The following is an 18,862-nucleotide window of genomic DNA, read 5'->3' as shown; positions in this document are numbered from 1 at the left end:
ATGGGAGTTATGAGGTGTTTTTACGCTTTGAACTCTTTAGAAAATATAACAGAATGTTAACCCCTCGTTTCTTTTAAAATTAGTCGATAATTTTTCATCAAACCTAGATCAGCAACAATCATTTCTTTGTATAAAAACATGCCTTGTAGCTTTTGATTATGATTTGGTAATGCGATTTTGTAATTTTGACACAATACAATCGCATGGAAGAAGAAAAGGTTATTTTAGTTAATGAACAAGATGAGCAAATCGGTTTGATGCCAAAAATGGAGGCTCACCAAAAAGCAAAACTGCATCGTGCTTTCTCTGTTTTTATTTTGAATAAAAAGAACGAACTGATGCTTCAGCAACGAGCCTTGCATAAATATCATTCTCCCGGACTTTGGACCAACACTTGTTGTAGCCATCAGCGAGAAGGTGAATCAAATATAGCCGCGGGTAGACGTAGACTACAGGAAGAAATGGGATTTACTACAGATTTAAAAGAAACTATTTCATTTATTTACAAAGCCCCTTTTGATAATGGATTGACAGAACATGAGTTTGATCATATTCTTGTAGGAACTTTTGAAGATCAACCTACCATTAATCCTGATGAAGTGGCGGCATGGAAATGGATGTCTTTAGAGGATGTTCGTAATGATATCGAACAGCGCCCGGATCATTATACTGCTTGGTTTAAAATTATTTTTGATAAGTTTTATTCGCATATTGCCTTATGAAAATAACAGCATGTAGAACCGCACATTTTAATGCAGCACACCGGCTGTACAGAAAAGACTGGAGTGACCAAAAAAATAAAGAAATTTTTGGCAAGTGCAGTAATCCGCATTATCATGGACACAACTATGAGCTAATTGTTGCGGTAAGTGGGGAAATTGATACAGAGACAGGGTATCTGATTGATTTGAAAATTTTGAAAGAGTATATTCGTACAGAAGTAGAAGATCCTTTAGATCACAAAAATCTCAACGAAGAGGTACCAGAGTTTAAAGAATTAAACCCTACCGTGGAGAATATTGCAGTGGTAATTTGGAGAAAATTAAGAAATAAATTACCGGTAAAGTTTGACATTGAAATCACGTTATACGAGACACCACGTAATTTTGTTATTTACAAAGGAGAATAATGAGTTTGAATATTGGAGATAAGATTCCTGAGTTTACGGGAAAAGATGATAGCGGAAAAGAATTAAATAGTAAGGACTTAATAGGTGTTAAGCCTTTTGTTATCTATTTTTACCCAAAGAATTTTACACCCGGTTGCACTACAGAGGCTTGTGATTTTAGAGATAACTACGAGGAATTTAAGGAGTATGGAGTAGAAGTGATAGGGGTAAGTGGAGATTCAGTCAGTTCTCATAAAAGATTTAAAGCAAAATACAAATTACCTTTTCAGTTTATTTCTGATTCAAACGGTAAGCTACGTAAACTTTTTGGTGTTGAATCGCGTATGCTGGGTTTATTACCGGGTCGTGAAACCTTTGTCGTAAATCGAGATGGTATTCTTGTATTCAAATTTAATAGTATGAAAGCTACGCATCATTTTAAAATGGCAATTACCAAAGTAAAGGAACTGGTTAATGAATAAAACACCATTATATATACTTCAATTTGAACCAATTTTAAAAGAAAAAATTTGGGGAGGTAGTAAGCTCAGAACAGTGCTAGGCAAAAAATCTATTTCAAATAGATTAGGAGAAAGTTGGGAGATCAGTGATGTAGAAGGAGAGAGTTCGATTATTAGTAACGGACTGCTAGCCGGGAAATCATTGTCTGAAGCTATACAATTCTTTGCATCAGACTTATTAGGCAAGAAGAACCTTGAGCGTTTTGGTGAGAAGTTTCCTTTGCTCATTAAGTTTATAGACGCTAAAGAAGATTTATCAGTACAATTGCATCCCGGGGATGAAGTGGCTAAGGTCAAGCATAACTCTTTAGGTAAGACAGAAATGTGGTACGTGGTTCAGGCTGATGAAGGATCTAACATCATAGTGGGCTTCAATCAGATAGTGGATAGTAATTCATATCAACGACATGTGAGTCAAAAAACTATCAAAGATATTTTACATTATGAATCAGTTAAGAAAGGGGATGTCTTTTTTGTATATGCAGGTCTTATCCATGCCATTGGTGCCGGAGTCTTACTAGCTGAAATTCAACAAACCTCAGATATTACTTATCGTGTATATGATTGGGATCGTGTGGATGATTCGGGTAACAGTCGGGAGCTACATCAACAGGAGGCATTAGAGGCTATTGATTTTGCTAATACCGATAAATATAAAGTTGGATATAATTCTCAGCCAAATACAAATGTTCCTTTAGTCCATTGTGCCCATTTTAATACAGAATTGATCGAAATTACAACTACAATCCAGCTTTCTCATTTAACTTTGGATTCATTTGTTATTTACATGTGTGTAGAAGGAGAAGTTGAAATAAAAGCAACGACCAACACTATAAAACTAAAAGCTGGTCAAACAGTACTAGTTCCGGCAATGATAAAAGAATTAACGCTATCTGCGCAATTTTCGAAAGTTTTACAAGTGTACATTTAATTGAAAAGAGTAGTTTTGCATAAAATTTTATATAATGGCAAATAAAAGAGATCTTAAGAAAGATATTAATTACGTTTTGGGTGATATAATTGAGGCTGTATACTTATGGCAAGCGCATAACCCTGAAGCTGATAAGAAAGCATCAGAAGAAATAATTACTGATGCTATCAATACTTTTGATAGTTTAATGGTTCGTGTGAACGAAAGAAAAGTTGAGAATTATTCAGCTCATTTCAAAGCAGTGCGCGAAGATTTGGAAAAGAATGCGATTGAATTGATCGAAAAAGTAAATTCTTTGTAATTTTTTTTAAAAAGTATTTGCAAATATAAAATCAAAAATTATATTTGCAGCCGCTTTGCCGATGTAGCTCAGCTGGCTAGAGCAGCTGATTTGTAATCAGCAGGTCGTGGGTTCGAGTCCCTCCATCGGCTCTAAAAGCAAAAACTCCAGATGATTCATCTGGAGTTTTTTTATATTTAATTTTTTCTCACTTATTCCTTAATCTCACTATACGCTTCCTGGGCTTTGCGATCTTCAATATATTGAATAAGTTGCTTCCCATACATCGACTTTTTTACTCTCGGACTCATTGCATTAGCAATAGTGTCAAGAAAGCTTATGTTAGCGTCAAAAATTTCATTTAATGTAACATACGGAGATACTTCAAGCTTTCGGTTGTTCACCGCAAAATTGATGGTGTACAAGTATTTTTGTCTGAGTAATTTCTTATAAGCAGCATCGTTTTCCATGAGCTTTTCTTGGTCATTCTGTTTACCCGCCTCAAAATTTTCCTTTATTAGCCTTAGGTTACGATCATTGAAACGTTGGTTCATTTTTTTGAATTCCTGGAGTTTCATTTCGTTCTTCCCACCCTTTATTTTAACATCTTTTTCAAACGCCATTAAAGTGGTGTTGATTGTTATTTCACCGGGCTCTGCAAAGAAATTTAATCGGTCATTGTAGGGAACTCCATCTTCTTTGTCAAGATATAGATACATTACTTCTGGTTCTTTAATATCCGTAGACATAACAAAGGTTGGATCTCCTTCTACCACTACAGAGTCAACATTCACAAGAATAGTATCTTGAACTTTCTGTAAATAGACGGTTCCTTTTTTGAGCCCTTTAATAGTACCATTAATTATAACATTCCCTTTTTTGGGAGATGAACAGCTTATAAGTAAGCAACACATGGTAAGAATAGTAATATAATATTTCATTGATGGTATTTGGTTTGATTTGAACTTGAGACAAAGATGCTATAATTTGAAATAGTATACTAACCGACTGCAGCAATTTCCATTAATATTGTGCATAAAATTGCGCCATAGGTTCCCACCACATAACCAAAAACTGCTAGCAGTACACCAACAGTTGCTAGTGAAGGATGAAATGCAGCCGCCACTACCGGTGCTGATGCTGCTCCGCCAACATTTGCCTGGCTTCCAACTGCCAGAAAGAAATAGGGGGCTTTTATTAATTTTGCAATTCCAATTAAGAGCCCAGCATGAATAGTCATCCAAACGAGCCCTATTGCTAAAAGACCAGGGTTTTCAAAAATCATCCCCAAATCCATTTTCATACCAATTGTTGCTACCAAAATATAGATAAAAATACTTCCTAACTTACTTGCTCCCGCACCTTCATATTGTTTTACTTTTGTATAAGATAATAGAATGCCAATCGCGGTAGCGATAGTAATCATCCAAAAGAAAGTGGAAGTAAAAGAGGATAGAGCCGAACTCTTATCGTTAAATACTGAGAAGTTTTCTGATAAGAAGGAAGAAATTCCTCCTGCTCCCCAATGTGCAAGTCCCACTGCTACAAAGGCTATTGATAGCATAATAATGTAGTCTGTAAGACTAGGTGTTCTAGAAATACTTGCCGTATAATTAGCTACTTTATTTTTTAAAGCTTCAATGGCCGTGGTATCAGCTTTAAGCCATTTATCTATGGCCTTACTGCGATCAATGCCGATGAGTATAATTGCCATCCAAATATTCGCTATAACGATATCAACCAATACCATTCCTCCGTACTTATCGGGATTGTATTGGTAAATTTCAAGCATGGCAGCTTGGTTAGCTCCCCCACCAATCCAACTACCTGCTAGTGTTGAGAGCCCTCGCCATACTGCATCGAATCCAATGCCTCCCAATGTATCAGGAGATACAAGGGATATTAGTAAAATTGCGATAGGACCACCAATTATAATACCCACTGTTCCAGTAAAAAACATAATTAAGGCTTTCGGACCCAAATTGAAGACGCTTTTAAGGTCAATGCTCAAGGTCATCAGAACTAGGGAAGCAGGTAATAAATACCGGCTTGCAACATAATACACATTTGAGGATTTTTCTATCAGGTTTCCGTTATCGTCTAGCGCGCTCCACTCTGGCGATATTAATCCAACGGAATTAAATATAGCTGGTAGAAGGTAGCATAGTAATAGTGCAGGGACATATCTATAAAATGATTTCCAAAAAGTACTGGTGAGTGAAGTTGTATAAAATACCAGACCTAAACAAAGCATCAGGATTCCAAAAACTACAGTATCATTGGTAAAATAAGGTGTGTTCTCCATGAGTAAGCGTCTTAATTAATTATTCATTAATCCAATTCTTAAAAACAGTTTCTTGTTGTTCAGAAGAATTTTCCATTTCTTTGATTATAGAAACCGTTCTTGTAGGTGCACTGAGGGTTGCTTTAAGTGTTAGGGTTTCTAATCCACGTTTAATTTTGAATTCTTTTATAGTTCCTACCTTCCATCGATTAGCGTCCGCAAATATCTCATAAAAATTAGCAGGGGTGTATTTTTTAGTATCTATTGCCAAAAGTACATCTTGATTTTTTATACCCAAACTCTGTAGAAAAGAATTATTTATTACGTGATCGTTGAAACGTATTTCGTTTTTTACTTGATCGGATTCGAGTAGGGGTTGTGTCTCGTGAATAAAGTATGAGGTAGGTACCTGTTTTTTAGTTAATTCTAATCCAGCTTTATTAAGATATTCATTATACTCAATTGCTATATCATTATCGACATGATTTTCAAGAAACGTTACTACCGAAGGATAGGATAATGTTCTGATCGTAGAAAAAAGCGCGTCATCCTCAAAGGGCGTAGTGCTTCCATATGAGCTAATGAGACTTTTAAGTAGGTCTAGAATTCCATAGGCACCTTTGCTTTCTTCACGCATGATTAAATCTATACACATTGCAATTAAAGCACCTTTTTGATAAACATTAGGATAGTGACTCTTATAAGGATCTTTCAGAATATTCTCACTTAATTTTGTAAATGCTATAGCATCGAATTGTGCTGCAGTATTTATTTTAGTAATAATTCTGTTATAAAATTCTTCTTTTGATAGTAAACCTTGATCAATTTGAAAAAGTATTGAAAAATATTCTGTCACACCTTCGTATAACCATAAATGCTGTGACATTGTAGGATTTTGATAGTTGTAGTTGTGTACCTCTTCTGAGTGCAGATGAAGCGGGGTCAAAATATGAAAAAATTCATGAGAGATAATATCTGTCAATGAGGCCTCTAAATTATCGGCGGATAGAGATTCTGGTAACACGGCGAGCGTGGCATTGTGATGTTCTAAAGCTCCATAACCCCGAGCATCGTTGTTTGCTGAACTAGAAAGGTATAAAAGAATTGAATATTGGGTAGGGCTTATAAAGTTTCCTAAAAAATTCTTCTGTGCCTTTAAAATTCTTTGCAAAGATGGTTGGATCGTTTTAGAGCTATGCCTTTTTTTGGGGGAATAGGTGCTCAGATGAAAAGCCGTTTCATCTATTGTAAATTGTTCTGGTGCCGCAGTTTGATACATGATAGGACTATCAATTAAAGAAGCGTAATCGTTAAATAAAAATTTATCTATTCCGTATGGTAACGTGTTTTCTTGGTTGGCTTTTTCAGTCTGAGAACCATTTAAATGAGAAGGGTATTTAATCAACACTGTATGCTCTTGCCATTGAGACGATTCAAAATAGCCTATTATCCCATGGAGATTGAGCAGGAAAAGTTGATTTTCTTCATAACTTGATCCTGTTGGTGAAAATATACTATGCTGTTCTTCATTATCATATGTGTCGTGAACCCAATAGCTAATTTTATCTATTTTTTTAGCTTCATAAAGTATCCACTGATTTTGATTGATCTTTTCTGTCTTTAAATGTACGCCTTCTTTAGTGAATGCTGTAAATTCTTCTACAAATTGACCATAGTTTGCCAAAGTATAGGTTCCTGGTATAATTGCAGGAAAACTAAAGAGCAAGGTGTCTTGTGATACGTTATTCGGATGATAGATTACTTGAATTTTGTCGTCTATTACCGTAGTTAAGTCAATGGATGCCAGAATCGGAGAAGCATACACATAAGGTGCTGGTTTGCTGGTTTTACATGCAATAGCTAAAAGTATTATACTCAGAAATAACCCTAATCTTCTCAACACAGTTTTATAGTAAGATATGATCTTTAATAAATTGGGCAACCCCATCCTCTTTTGCAGGGAGTGTGATATGTTGTGCCGCTTGTAATGTTTCTTTTTTTGCATTTGCAACCGCAACTCCCGTACCTACAGCTTCGATCATTTCTATGTCATTATAATTATCTCCAAAAGCTAGTGCATCGCTGATATCTATTTTGTAGTGAGATGATAGTATATTTTGAATTGCTGTCTTTTTAGAAATTGATTTTGATGCTATCTCTATATAGGTAGTTTTAGAGCGATAGAGGTGAAGTTGGTTTTCAAAATTTTGTTGTAAGTATTCAAACATTGTATCAACACTCTCCTCATCGCCCATGCACATAATCTTATGTGCTCCTTTGTGCTCTCTTTTCCATGTATCAACAGTAGTTCTTAAATCTTGTACTACGGGAGTGACCTTTGTATTTGCGGCTTCTCGTTGTGCCCAAAAATCATTATTCGGGACATACCATTCATTAGCATGATACAAACTTAGATGTAAATTTATACTAGTTGCTTGTTGCGTTATGCTATGCACATCTTCAATCGGTATAGTGGTTGAATGCAGTATGTTATTGTTGTGAAGAACAAGTCCGCCGTTGTAACAAATTAAAGGTTGATTCTCAATCCCTAATTGTTTTTGTAAATGCAACATACCACTTGGCATTCTTGAGGAAATTAAAACGACAGGAATCTGCGATTTGATTCGAAGGATCTCACGAATAGTAAAATCGGATAATTCTCGATTAACATTTAAAAGGGTTCCGTCAATATCAGTAAATACAATGCGATACGGCATCTAGTAAAAATTTAAGTTGAATTTATTGAATACTAATGTCTTTGATAAATGTAGCCAATGTACCAATAACCTCTGGCATAATTGGTCGCCATGATTCATTATAAGATTTTTGATTTTCCAAACGGTTACCTTTAATTTCTCTTAGTATATGATTCATATTATCGATAGCTACAAATTGTGCATCAGGCGCAACCTCTTTTAATTTTTCTCCTTCGCTCGTGTTTACTTGAATATCTTTTTTTCCATAAAGCAAAAGAATAGGAATTTCAAGTTGAGCTATTTCCTCTCTGGGATTATATTGCAGCCATGTACGCATAAAGGGTTGAAGATCGTATCTAAATATGGACTCTAATGCGGGTTCATATACTGTGGCTCTGCCATTCTCTCTGAGTTGTTTAAAAGCTAATGCAGCACTTTTATCCAGTCCCGGGGCTTGCTCTGCAAGTTGATCAATAATAACATTATCTATGCTATTAGCATTTCCTGCAATACCAATAAAAGCATTAGCTCTGTCTCTTGCAGCTATCATACCCACAAGACTACCTTGACCATGACCGGCAAGAATTATTTTAGAATAATCATTATTCTTTTCAAAATAATCAATGGTCTCTATTGCGTCGTCAATAAAATTTTTAAAAGAAATTTCATTTTCCCTCATGCCCATGCGATCCATCGCAAAAATTCTTTTGTCATACCGAAAAGAAGCTATTCCATGTTTAGCAAGTTCTCTTGATAATTTTTTAAAGGTTTCATTTTTGGACATACGATCATTCCCATCCCGATTAATAGCACCTGCATCCATAATAAATATCAACAATGGAACTTTATCATCGGCATAAGGGGTAACTAAATTGCCTTCGACATACGGGTTAATCTTTATAATTGCACTGTTGTACTCTTTTTCCTGAGAGAAACTAATGGTCACCAGTAGAAAAAATAACATGCTTACATAAATTCTCATAGTTTGGGGTAATTTATTCACTCAATTTCATTTTCTTTCATAGTAACTTGAAACAATGCTGACTATTCAAGTTAATATGCAATAATTTAATTAAACGTAATTTTATGGAAAAATATATACTTTTAGCTAAACGAAAACTTATATTTTAATAGTGCACTAACATACCCTTTTTTATCTTTGTCTCAAAATTTAAGAATGAAATATCACAGGATACTTTTGGTTGTTTTTGCAAGTTTGATGGTTAATCTATGTATGGCTAAGGAGGACTGGGGAAAAACCGGACATAGAACTACGGCTAAAATTGCTGAAAAATATTTGACCAAGCGTGCAGCTCGTAAGATTCGCTTATTACTTGATGGTAATTCGATTGCAGAAGTTTCTACTTATGCAGATGATATTAAGAGCGATAAGGAGTTTAGGAAGTTCGGACCGTGGCATTATGTCAATTTCAAATTTGGAGAGCGGTATAGTAAGGAGACAGCTTATCAGGGTGGAGATATTATTCAAGGAATACAAACGTGTATTGACATATTAAATACTGAGACAAGCACGCAAGAGGATAAAGCTTTTTATCTGAAAATGCTTGTGCATTTTATTGGAGATTTGCATCAACCTTTACACGTAGGTAGAGGCGAAGATAAAGGTGGTAATGATATTCAGGTACAATGGTTTAAGAAGGGATCAAATTTACATCGTGTATGGGATAGTGAAATGATCAATCATTACGGAATGAGCTATACAGAGCTGGCTGATAACGCAACTCATTTTTCTAAAAAGGAATTCAAAGATATTACTAAAGGATCAGTGATAGATTGGAGCTATGAGTCTCAAAACATGGCTAGAAAGGTATATGCCTCTGCTCAAATTGGAGAGAACTTAGGGTATGGATATATGTACGATAATTTTGAGTTGGTACAAGGGCAGTTAGAAAAAGGAGGCGCAAGGTTAGCAGCGGTACTTAATAGAATTTTTAAGTAATCCAGTGCTGACAAGCCCTAATCATTTACCGACGATGTGCTCACTTCGTCGCGATATTGTTTGGGAGACATGTTAAAATATTTTTTAAATGTTTTGGTTAGGTGACTTTCATCGGTATAACCAAGCTGATAGGCAATTTCTGCAATAGTAAATTCGGTATGCTGTAGGCGATATTCTACTAATTTCATTTTGTATTTGGTAACATACTGATGAATAGATTCTCCTGTTTTTTTCCTGAAATAGGTGCTTATCGAACTTTGAGACATATTGAATTTATTGGATAAGAAGTTTATTTTAGTACGCTCGTTATCATATACATTTTGTCTAATATGGCTTAAAATCTGATCTATTTTAGAGGGAGAAGCCACCTTAGAATCACCTTCATAATTATGTTTTTCAGATATATTACGTACAATCAGGCTCAAAATTGTACTGATCGCATTTGAGATAATTTCTTGATAATAAATTTTTTCATTCTCAAATTCCTTCAATACCAAATCGTGTATATCCCAAACAATAGCACGGTCATCTTCTTTACATATTACATCACCCGGAATAATATTAGGATGATGCAATAGTTGTTCAATACGTTGCAACCAATATTTTCGATCTGGTAGATTAACTTTGCTGGAAAATAGTAATTCGGTAAACTTGAAATAGGTAAAAGTAGAGGGTTGGAGCACCTCAAAATGATGCGTGTCTTCAGGAGCTAGAAGAAAAATATTCTTGGGGTGGTAAGGTGTTTTAATTCCATTAATTGTGTGGTATCCTCTTCCATTCTCGATAAAAATGATTTCAAAATAGTTGTGGTTATGAGGTTCTTTTTCCCAATTATCTGAAGAATATTGGTCAACGACAAAAATTTCATGCAAAGAATAACGCGTCATAACTTTTGTTTCTTTTAAAGTTACAAAAAAATGATGAGATTACAATCGTTCAAATACACAAGTAAAATTTTACGCAAACGTTTGCGTATGTTTATAACATCATTTATCAATGAGATTATACAAGTTTTCTGGCGAATTGTACAAGCAGTAATATTTTAAGCGGGCGTTATATTTGTAAGTCCAAAATAAAACCTTGTTCTGTTCTATGAGATTTAGAGTTTTTTTCTACGCTTGTTCCCGCATCCTATTTGGATCATACTTACTAGTTCACGGAGCCTATAATGTTTTTGATTATCCTAGCTTTTTAGTACAGCTAGATATGTTTTTTAGCAATGCATCTTTTTTTAGTTTTGAGGCCTTAGAAGCTTTGGCTCCCTTAGTCCCCTTTGTCGAGTTTATCATTGGTTCATTTTTATTGTTAGGTTTTTTTACAAAACCTGTTTTGCTAACCGCTATGGTTTTGTTTTCTGGAACCGTACTATTTTTATTAGATGTAAAAGAAGAAAGCTTGGTTACAACCCATATCACCTTATTTATTGTGTCCTTAATTTTGTTTATCAAGGATGATTATAATCCGAAACCTATTGGTCAATCCAAAGATTGGTTGATGAGAGCATAAGTCCATATTGAGGTCAGATCTTATTTATTTAACATCATAATAATGTAAATAACCACTTATTTTTTTAGAGAATCTTTCGGAAAGTGAGATTAATACGCGGCTCAGTGATTCTTTTAGATTTGGGTAGTTGATGCAGCCAATTTTTTTGAGAACCTTCTTTCATCAGCAGTAAGCTTCCGGAAGTGAGCTTCAATTTATACTTTAGTGATGGATTTGTTTTATGTTTTAAATGAAACCAGCGTGCTTCTCCTAAACTTAAAGAAGCTATGATTGGATCAGGCCCCAATTCTTTTTCATCATCAGCATGCCATCCATTACTATCTTGTCCGTCCCGATACAAATTCACTAAACAGGTCGTAAATTGTTCCTTACTAATTTTATTTACAGAATCAAGAACATCCATTAATATCGCAGGAAATTCATGTGGATACATACGTATGTTAGAATACTCGTATGGGTTTTTGTTAATTGCATATAGTGCAGTTAATCTCGGTTGCATGTATGTTTTACCATATACCGTAATTTGATCTTGTTGCCAAGGAACAATTTTATACAGATAGGTAAAGAGATCATTAGCCTTATCAGTATTCAAGAAAGTCGGATGATATTCAACTATAGCATCCTGCATAGGTAATTGTATTGATTCTTGAGCATTATCAAAAAGGGAATATGCCATTTTGAGAATATTATAAATATTGATAGACCCAGTAAATCAGTATAAACTGAAGAAAAAAACGAAAAATCAACACAGATTTGGGTAGGTTCAAACCCGCTTTTTTATTGATAATCATATGCACATGAACGGGAAAAAACAGAATTAATAAAATTATGATACACCATAAGACGTAAATCTTAAACTCCATAGTGATAAGAAGTATCCCAAGCGTTATTTCTAAAAGACCACTTAGATAAACCAAAGTTTTTCTATACGGTAGATAGAGTGGCATAATTCGCATAAATGCTTTTGGTTTTATTAAGTGAAAAATTCCTGCAATAATTAGGATAAAGGACAGTAGATATAAATGCCAACTCATGTAGTTTTTGGAGTTTTAGTGATAGAAGATTTTCTTTTATTTAAGAATTTTTGTTTCAGTCTCATATAGGGATTAGTATACGTTGCTTTTCGAAAACGTATACCTTCCCAATCCTTATTGATCGCCAGCTTTTTAACAGCTATTAGATCATAGTCATCAAGAATGCCCCAACCATATGAGGAGGAAATATTTGAAATGAAACGTTTCGAATTCTGATTAGGGTATGCAAACCAAAGTATTGCATCTCCTATGAGTTTTGGATACAACGTCTCAATTCTGTTTTCAATTTCTTTGATGTCTGTTACAAATACAATGGCAAAGTCAACTTCTGAGACCTGTACCAAGGATTCCTTAATACTAATATTCTGCAATTTATCCAGCTCTGAAGCAAAGCCTTCCGGCTCATTTAAAATAAGAATTTCATCTAGGCTGGATGGTAATTTTAGCTTTTTAAATAAAGTGGTCATGACAGAATTAGTAAAGACATTGAATCGTATACTTAAATATACAAAAAAATACCGCTGTGTGGCGGTATTTTTTTCGATATCTAAAGCTAGGGTTTGCTACATCGTAATTTTTTTAGCATTCTCTGGTGTAGCGAATAAATCACTTTCCTCCTCCATAAAAGTTACATCGCTTATTGTTGCTTCTCCCAGTTTTTCTGCCATTCCATTCGCTGCTGACCAGTTATTAAATTCCCATTGCATTGCTACAGGAATTCCATCCACCATTTGGTAATCTTTATATTGAATCGCATGGGGTTCAGGTTTTTTTTCTTCTCCCTCTTTATTTCCAAAGGTTACTATATACGCAGCAGCTTTCAATAAATTAGATTCATTATCCTTGTATAGTACATACCAGTCATCAGGAGCGTCACCTGTACCAGGCTCAAAAGTCATTTTTGCTGTACTGTGAATTTTATCATCAAGGCTCTTATCATCAGCCATCACGATATTAGCCCCTTCATCGCTTAACTTATATGGTAAACCAAAAAAGTAAGTCCAGGTAAACATGTCGAATCTTGCTCCTTTATCATTTGCATCCATTGGACATAAATATACATCAGAGCCATCAAAAATTAATTTGCTCCCGTCTTTTTTGTCAATTCTTATTTTTGATGAATTGGTTAGCATAGTTACTTTAGCATCTAATCGCTCCTGTCCTCCAAATACTAGGCTAACATTAAAACTTACCATCTTGTTATCGATGAATTCATTTTTTTTATGTGCAGTTTCTATAGCACTCACGTAGTTATCAGAGATGGATACAGCGCCATCACCGATACCTCCATCAGGCTCAACCGGCATCATTTCTTGAGTAGCAGATTCATCTTTAGTTTCCTCTTTTTTTGATGTATTACAGCTTGTGATGGCTACAGCTATAAGAATCAAGGTTATTTTTTTGATCATTTTCAGGTTGTTTTTGAATTAGAAACTTTAGTCCTTAAAAGTACAAAAAGCTTACACCACCTATTGAATATTATGATAATTGTAACATATAATCAATTTCAGTAAACCAATAGGATATCGTTGTAAATTTGAATGATTTGGTATGATAGTGTTTTAATCCAAGTGCTTGCTCCGATTTTAAAATATATAACCATTATGTATTCTTAATTCATAGTGGTATTTTTGATTTAGTTTGAAGCAAAAAAATCAAAATTATCATAGTTTATGAGTAGTACGGATCAAGATACTAAGAGTGAAAAAAAAGTACCCGGAGATGTTTCTCTGGTAAGTTCTCCAGAAGATTTGTTAACATTGAGTTCTCAGGATCATGGAACTTACGCCTATACAATAGAAGATTATTTTGCTAAACCAAAAGCTAAAAGTTTTCAATTATCTCCCGATGGTAAATATCTCTCATATCAAGAGAAAGATGCGATTAAAAAGAATCATGTGTATGTTAAGAATTTAGAAGATGGGAAGATCACGCAGGCGATTCAAGAGCAAGAGGAGTTAATACGTGGATATGGTTGGGCTAATGAAAATCGTTTGATTTTTGTAATGGATACCGGTGGAGATGAGAATTACCACATATTTGCTACCAATGTTGACGGATCAGATACAAAAGAGCTTACCCCATTCGATGGCGTTCAGGTTCAAATTTTGCAAATGCTCAAAGAGGATAAAGAACATATAATTATTGGAATGAATAAAACCAATAAGGAAGTGTTTGAGCCTTATCGTATTAATGTTAATACAGGAGCACTGCAACAATTATACGTCAATGATGATATCGAACATCCTATTATGGATTATATTTTCGATAAAAATGGAGAGTTAAGAGGTTTTACCCGATTGCGCAATGGGGTAGACATAGATCTTTATTATGCTAAGGAAACTGATAACTATGAGTGTTTAAAAGAACTTAATTGGAAAGATACTTTTTCGATCAAAAGCTTCTCATATAGACCAGAAAATAAACACGAAGCCTACGTGGTTTCTAATTTGACGAGTGATCGGTCAGAAATATACCTATATGATCTTAAAGAAGATAAAATAATCAAAAAATTATTTTCTGATCTTCTTTATGATGTGTCGGGGTTAGGCTTGTCTAGAAAGCGTAATTTTGAACTTGATTATTTTTCATTTCAGGGAGAGAAAAAAGTAATCGTACCGGTTAGTACTTATTATAAAAAATTACATACTGTCATTTCCAACCACTTTCCGGATCAGCAGTATGCTATCGCTGATAAAACCGATAATGAAGATAAATACTTAGTCTTTATACAAAGCGATGTATTATACGGAGTGTATTATGTGTATGATGTAGAAGAGGATTCATTTGAATTGCTCTACAACTTAATGCCACAATTACTGGAAGAAGAGATGGCCACCATGCAACCGATCTCATTTAAAAGTCGTGATGGGATAACAATATATGGCTATCTAACTCTACCCAAAAATATAAAACCTTCACAAAAAGTTCCATTGATTGTGAATCCGCACGGTGGACCACAAGGTATACGAGATACTTGGGGCTTTAATCCGGAGAATCAATTATTTGCCAGTAGAGGATATGCTACACTCCAAATAAATTTTAGAATCTCTGGAGGCTATGGAAGAAAATTTTTAGAATCCGGTTTTAAACAAATTGGTAGAAAAGCGATGGATGATGTCGAAGATGGTATCCAATATGTTATAAGCAAGGGTTGGATTGATGAAGAGAAAATAGCAATCTACGGGGGTAGCCATGGTGGTTATGCTGTTTTACGAGGTTTGACCAAGACACCGGACTTGTATTGTTGCGGAGTGGACTATGTAGGGGTGTCGAATTTATTTTCTTTTATGAAGACCATTCCTCCTTATTGGAAACCTTATCTGAAAATCATAAAAGAGATCTGGTATGATGAAGATGTCGCTGAGGAAAATAAAATAATGAAAGAAGTATCTCCTGTATTTCAGATTGATAAAATTAAAAAGCCACTTTTTGTAGTTCAAGGGGCAAATGATCCCAGAGTTAATATTGACGAATCCGATCAAATCGTACGCGCCTTACGTGCAAAAGGATTTGAAACTCCATATATGGTCAAATATGATGAAGGCCATGGCTTTGCCAAAGAAGAAAATAGTATTGAGATGTACAAAGCCATGATGGGGTTTTTAGCAAAGCATCTTAAATAAGATTTCTAGGTAAGAATCAAAATAAAACCCCGTCCGGATCTTGTCTGGACGGGGTTTGTTATGTTCAATCTTATGTTAATTATAGTAGAGGGTAGACAGATTTCGGTTTCCCATTATTGAAAATGAATATGACAGCAATTCCCTCAGAAGTTATTCCTTTAAATTTATTATTGGATAATTTTACTTTTCTATTATAGGCAAAATTGACTTCTTGAAACAATTTAGTTAGATTCCAGTTTTTAGGAAAAAATGTACTTTCAGCTTCTTTAGTTATCCATTTATAATTAAAAGGATTTTTATATTGAAATTTAGCTTTCCATACTCCATTCTTAATATTGTTGTCTGTAATTTTCAAAATTCTTACTCTATCTTCATCATAAAAATGTACTCCAGTTATTTTGCCGTTTGAAACTCTGCCTCTAATACAATGATCTATTAAATCTATAAACTCAGAATTGTAAATTCGATTTTTTGGAGTGGTGATAAAATTTTGCACCTCATGAATGTTGCTTTCTTTGAGAATTTTCTGAGCTCTTTTAATATTCGTGCCTTTTACATTCTTAAAAATTACAGAGTTCTTTTTTAGAGCACGAAGTGAGTTAAAAGGACCATCTCCATTTTCGAAACACAAAATTTTCTGTTCGGAATTATAAACTAGATGATTTGGAATTTTTGTAATGATTGGTCCCGTAGCCAGACCTTGTTTGTCCGTTGTAGATATTTGATTTACAATATAAAAAGAGTGTTCAATCATTAAATTAAAGATACAAAAAAAACCCGCTATCTTTTTTATAAAAAAATAGCGGGTTCATATGATATATTTTACTTAATCATTTCAAAACTTCGTTTGATGAAATTGGTGAGTTCTTCACCTTTTAGTAAGTTTTGTGATAATCTAGCCAAGTCTAATGATTGTTTAATCAGACGCTCTTTTTTCTTATCTGTTTTGGCTTCGCGGATCTGACTGATTAATTCATGATTTGTATTGACAATCAGATTATATATTTCCGGGAGACCACCCATACCAAACATACCGCCACCACCGCCAGTTTGCTGCATCTCTTTCATACGACGCATAAACTCGGGTTGTGTGATTATAAACGGTGAGGCATTACTGTCCATTGCTTCCAGCTGAACGGTATACTTTTCTTTAGGTACAACCTGCTCTAAATCTGTTTTTAACGCTTCTTTTTCCTCATCAGACAGCTTCGAGATTTTTTCTTCGTCTTTTTTGATCAAATTATCGATATGATCTGCATCAACTCGTACAAAAGAAATATTTTCCTTACTGGTCTCTAATTTCTGAATTAAATGAGAAACGATAGGGGAGTCAAGTAAAAGAACTTCGTAGCCTTTATCTTTTGCCGCTCCAATGTAAGCATGTTGCTCATCTTTGTTTGATGCATAAAGAATAACTGTTTTACCATCTTTATCGGTTTGCGTATCCTTTATTTTCTCTTGTAACTCTTCAAAAGTTAGGTAGGTGTTGTCTACAGTCGGATACAGCGCAAATTTGTCAGCTTTTTCAAAGAATTTATCTTCAGAAAGCATTCCGTATTCGATAACAATTTTAATATCATTCCACTTTTGTTCAAAATCTTCACGGTTATTTTTGAATAAAGAAGAAAGCTTATCCGCGACTTTACGCGTTATGTAACTCGATATTTTTTTAACAGCTCCGTCAGCTTGTAAATACGAACGTGATACGTTTAATGGAATATCAGGAGAATCGATAACACCACGTAGCATGGTCAAAAATTCCGGAACTATTCCTTCAACATTATCAGTAACGAAAACTTGGTTTTGATATAGCTGGATACGATCTTTCTGCATGTTCATATCCTGTCCTAACTTAGGAAAGTATAAAATTCCGGTCAAGTTAAAAGGATAATCCACATTTAGATGAATGTTAAAAAGTGGTTCTTCAAACTGCATAGGATACAGTTCTCTATAGAAACTTTTGTAATCGGTATCTTCTAGTTCTGTCGGTTGCTTTGTCCACGCCGGATTAGGATTATTAATTATGTTATCTACTTCTTGAGTAGGCGCAGGATCTTCTTCCTTAGCATCTTCTGGCTTAGGTAACGTTTCCGTTTTTGTTCCAAACTTAATTGGAACCGGCATGAACTTATTGTACTTGGTTAATAATTCTGATATTTTAGAATCTTCCAAAAATTCAGATTCATCTTCGCTAATATGAAGAATGATCTCGGTTCCACGTTCTTGTTTGTCTGCGGATTCAATCGTGTAGGAGGGAGATCCATCACATGTCCAATGCGCAGCAGGTTCGTCCTTAAATGATTTGGTAATAATTTCAACCTTATCAGCAACCATAAAGGCAGAATAGAAACCAAGTCCAAAATGCCCAATGATTCCAGAATCCTTGGCGCTGTCTTTATATTTTTCTAAAAACTCCTCTGCTCCGGAGAAAGCAACTTGATTAATGTATTTCTCGACCTCTTCTTTGGTCATCCCGATACCTTGATCAATAATATGTAATTGTCTTTTCTCTTTATCAACTTTAACTTCGATCATTGGATTACCATAGTCAACTTTAGCTTCTCCAATATTGGAAAGGTGCTTTAGTTTTAACGTAGCATCTGTTGCATTCGAAATTAATTCCCGTAAAAAGATCTCGTGATCAGAATAAAGAAATTTTTTAATCAAAGGAAAGATATTCTCCACTGATACATTAATACTTCCTGTAGCCATATAGAATTATATTTTTTGTTATTCACTTATTAATTGTCAATAGAGTAGGTCAAAAAAAATACCAAGATTAACATGCTGACAAACTGACATTTTACAATGATTGTGTAAGCTCTTCGTAATTGTAACGACTTCATATATAGCTTATCAGTACTAAGATAGTTTCAAAATTTCTGAAAGAACTTTAACAAACAATTTGTTTAACTT

19 protein-coding genes and 1 tRNA gene are annotated in these 18,862 nt (G+C 34.5%); 9 read left to right on the top strand and 11 right to left on the bottom strand.

Going from position 1 to position 18,862, the window contains the following annotated elements:
* Positions 1-203 precede the first annotated feature (203 nt).
* The 6 genes from idi (at position 204) to ACJRPK_RS14900 (ending at position 2,992) form a co-directional block, all read left to right on the top strand.
* The gene (gene idi / locus ACJRPK_RS14925; protein ID WP_407141135.1) at positions 204-722 is read left to right on the top strand and encodes an isopentenyl-diphosphate Delta-isomerase; all 519 of its coding nucleotides are present in this window, start codon (positions 204-206) and stop codon (positions 720-722) included.
* Positions 719-1,129, top strand: coding sequence for a 6-pyruvoyl trahydropterin synthase family protein (locus ACJRPK_RS14920; RefSeq protein WP_407141133.1), 411 nt, complete (start codon positions 719-721; stop codon positions 1,127-1,129). Before idi ends, ACJRPK_RS14920 begins: the two co-directional genes overlap by 4 nt.
* Positions 1,129-1,590 carry a peroxiredoxin gene (locus tag ACJRPK_RS14915; RefSeq protein ID WP_407141131.1) on the top strand — a complete coding sequence of 154 codons (462 nt, stop codon included), beginning with the start codon at positions 1,129-1,131 and terminating at the stop codon, positions 1,588-1,590. The genes ACJRPK_RS14920 and ACJRPK_RS14915 overlap by 1 nt, the downstream gene beginning before the upstream one ends.
* Complete coding sequence (locus ACJRPK_RS14910) at positions 1,583-2,560, top strand: type I phosphomannose isomerase catalytic subunit (RefSeq protein ID WP_407141130.1); 978 nt, start codon at positions 1,583-1,585, stop codon at positions 2,558-2,560. The genes ACJRPK_RS14915 and ACJRPK_RS14910 overlap by 8 nt, the downstream gene beginning before the upstream one ends.
* Positions 2,561-2,594: 34 nt before the next feature.
* Positions 2,595-2,861, top strand: a complete 267-nt coding sequence (locus ACJRPK_RS14905; protein WP_407141129.1) for a hypothetical protein — start codon at positions 2,595-2,597, stop codon at positions 2,859-2,861.
* Positions 2,862-2,918: 57 nt separating this feature from the next.
* Positions 2,919-2,992, top strand: a tRNA-Thr gene (locus ACJRPK_RS14900).
* Positions 2,993-3,052: 60 nt separating this feature from the next.
* On the opposite strand, the gene ACJRPK_RS14895 is transcribed toward ACJRPK_RS14900, so the two are convergent.
* Genes ACJRPK_RS14895 through ACJRPK_RS14875 form a run of 5 tightly spaced genes read right to left on the bottom strand, consistent with a single transcriptional unit; the run spans position 3,053 to position 8,802 of the window.
* Complete coding sequence (locus ACJRPK_RS14895; RefSeq protein WP_407141128.1) at positions 3,053-3,781, bottom strand: DUF4369 domain-containing protein; 729 nt, start codon at positions 3,779-3,781, stop codon at positions 3,053-3,055.
* Between the two features lie 59 nt (positions 3,782-3,840).
* Positions 3,841-5,145, bottom strand: coding sequence for a DUF819 domain-containing protein (locus tag ACJRPK_RS14890; RefSeq protein WP_407141126.1), 1,305 nt, complete (start codon positions 5,143-5,145; stop codon positions 3,841-3,843).
* 19 nt (positions 5,146-5,164) lie between these two features.
* The gene (locus tag ACJRPK_RS14885; RefSeq protein WP_407141124.1) at positions 5,165-7,027 is read right to left on the bottom strand and encodes a peptidase M61; all 1,863 of its coding nucleotides are present in this window, start codon (positions 7,025-7,027) and stop codon (positions 5,165-5,167) included.
* Positions 7,028-7,031: 4 nt separating this feature from the next.
* Positions 7,032-7,841 carry an HAD family hydrolase gene (locus ACJRPK_RS14880; RefSeq protein WP_407141123.1) on the bottom strand — a complete coding sequence of 270 codons (810 nt, stop codon included), beginning with the start codon at positions 7,839-7,841 and terminating at the stop codon, positions 7,032-7,034.
* A 22-nt stretch (positions 7,842-7,863) separates the two neighbouring features.
* On the bottom strand, positions 7,864-8,802 hold the full coding sequence (locus tag ACJRPK_RS14875; RefSeq protein ID WP_407141121.1) for an alpha/beta hydrolase: 939 nt from the start codon (positions 8,800-8,802) through the stop codon (positions 7,864-7,866).
* 195 nt (positions 8,803-8,997) lie between these two features.
* Here ACJRPK_RS14875 and ACJRPK_RS14870 point away from each other — a divergent pair, with 195 nt between their 5' ends.
* Positions 8,998-9,780: a S1/P1 nuclease gene (locus ACJRPK_RS14870; protein WP_407141119.1), complete on the top strand. Its 783-nt coding sequence runs from the start codon at positions 8,998-9,000 to the stop codon at positions 9,778-9,780.
* A 17-nt stretch (positions 9,781-9,797) separates the two neighbouring features.
* On the opposite strand, the gene ACJRPK_RS14865 is transcribed toward ACJRPK_RS14870, so the two are convergent.
* A complete protein-coding gene (locus tag ACJRPK_RS14865; RefSeq protein ID WP_407141118.1) occupies positions 9,798-10,667 on the bottom strand; it encodes an AraC family transcriptional regulator in 870 nt (289 codons plus the stop codon).
* A 205-nt stretch (positions 10,668-10,872) separates the two neighbouring features.
* Here ACJRPK_RS14865 and ACJRPK_RS14860 point away from each other — a divergent pair, with 205 nt between their 5' ends.
* Complete coding sequence (locus ACJRPK_RS14860) at positions 10,873-11,286, top strand: DoxX family membrane protein (RefSeq protein ID WP_407141117.1); 414 nt, start codon at positions 10,873-10,875, stop codon at positions 11,284-11,286.
* A 64-nt stretch (positions 11,287-11,350) separates the two neighbouring features.
* On the opposite strand, the gene ACJRPK_RS14855 is transcribed toward ACJRPK_RS14860, so the two are convergent.
* The 3 genes from ACJRPK_RS14855 to ACJRPK_RS14845 form a co-directional block, all read right to left on the bottom strand.
* Positions 11,351-11,962, bottom strand: coding sequence for an alpha-ketoglutarate-dependent dioxygenase AlkB family protein (locus ACJRPK_RS14855; protein ID WP_407141115.1), 612 nt, complete (start codon positions 11,960-11,962; stop codon positions 11,351-11,353).
* 354 nt (positions 11,963-12,316) lie between these two features.
* Entirely contained in the window at positions 12,317-12,787 is a 471-nt protein-coding gene (locus tag ACJRPK_RS14850; RefSeq protein ID WP_407141114.1) for a hypothetical protein, read from the bottom strand.
* 96 nt (positions 12,788-12,883) lie between these two features.
* Positions 12,884-13,729, bottom strand: coding sequence for a DUF6503 family protein (locus ACJRPK_RS14845; protein ID WP_407141113.1), 846 nt, complete (start codon positions 13,727-13,729; stop codon positions 12,884-12,886).
* 264 nt (positions 13,730-13,993) lie between these two features.
* On the opposite strand from ACJRPK_RS14845, the gene ACJRPK_RS14840 reads away from it, so the two are divergent.
* Positions 13,994-15,946 (top strand): prolyl oligopeptidase family serine peptidase, encoded by a 1,953-nt coding sequence (locus tag ACJRPK_RS14840; RefSeq protein WP_407141111.1) that lies wholly within the window; start codon positions 13,994-13,996, stop codon positions 15,944-15,946.
* Positions 15,947-16,025: 79 nt separating this feature from the next.
* On the opposite strand, the gene ACJRPK_RS14835 is transcribed toward ACJRPK_RS14840, so the two are convergent.
* Complete coding sequence (locus ACJRPK_RS14835; protein ID WP_407141109.1) at positions 16,026-16,700, bottom strand: EndoU domain-containing protein; 675 nt, start codon at positions 16,698-16,700, stop codon at positions 16,026-16,028.
* Between the two features lie 68 nt (positions 16,701-16,768).
* On the bottom strand, positions 16,769-18,658 hold the full coding sequence (gene htpG, locus ACJRPK_RS14830; protein ID WP_407141107.1) for a molecular chaperone HtpG: 1,890 nt from the start codon (positions 18,656-18,658) through the stop codon (positions 16,769-16,771).
* Positions 18,659-18,862: the final 204 nt, after the last annotated feature.

Origin of the sequence: Aquimarina sp. 2-A2 (assembly GCF_045505135.1) — a bacterium.
GTDB classification, from domain to species: Bacteria; Bacteroidota; Bacteroidia; order Flavobacteriales; family Flavobacteriaceae; genus Aquimarina; species Aquimarina intermedia.
This window is presented reverse-complemented; position numbering and strand designations above follow the sequence as displayed.